Raw genomic sequence first — 655 nt, forward strand, 5'->3', positions numbered from 1 at the left:
AGAACGTGAAGTTCATACGACGGAGGTATCGCGGAGCGATGCCGGAGTTGTATGAAACGACTGGTTCGGTTTCTTTACTTCTAGTGAATTGAAGAATATGTCTCGATATGGTTTTAGATCCATGCCTCCAGAGTCTGGATACTCGATGATTATAGTGAAAATGCTTTTTGGACCGAGGACGTATCTGATGTATGCTCCCGAATTCCCTTTCGATAGTTCAACCGTGATACATCGCATCCCTTTGAATTCTGAGGTTTCCTGACTAACGACCGTAGAGTTCGACTCGCCAAAACTCTCAGCAATCTTTTCGAAATCACTGGGATCGCTTGTTTCTTTGGTAGGAATTTCAGTTACCGAGAACTTGAATCCCTCCATCGTTTTGGATCCTATTCCAAAGGTTTGAATCGTTCCGTTCTTTGGGTCGACGTCGGTTACTGTGAAGTCGTTGAATGGTATCGGCATCAGCACAGAAAAACTGCCTTCTGTCGATTCTGCGTAGTTCCAACCAGATTCGTGCTCAACGATAGCTTGTTGCCTGTGCATCGTCAAAGGCGTTGAATACGAGATGCTTGTCAGGACAAAGAGAAAGGTGAATGTGAAAAATCGATTCATTGTTTTCTACCGAACGTGAAAGCCATACGCGGAAGTCAGCGCG

At 45.0% G+C, this 655-nt stretch carries 1 protein-coding gene; it reads right to left on the bottom strand.

Annotation, left to right across the window (positions count from 1 at the left end; translation table 11 throughout):
- Nucleotides 1-12: 12 nt before the first annotated feature.
- Nucleotides 13-543, bottom strand: coding sequence for a hypothetical protein (locus tag QEH54_RS22795; RefSeq protein ID WP_309021038.1), 531 nt, complete (start codon nucleotides 541-543; stop codon nucleotides 13-15).
- Nucleotides 544-655: the final 112 nt, after the last annotated feature.

Source organism: Pelagicoccus sp. SDUM812003 (assembly GCF_031127815.1).
Taxonomy (GTDB): Bacteria; Verrucomicrobiota; Verrucomicrobiia; order Opitutales; family Opitutaceae; genus Pelagicoccus.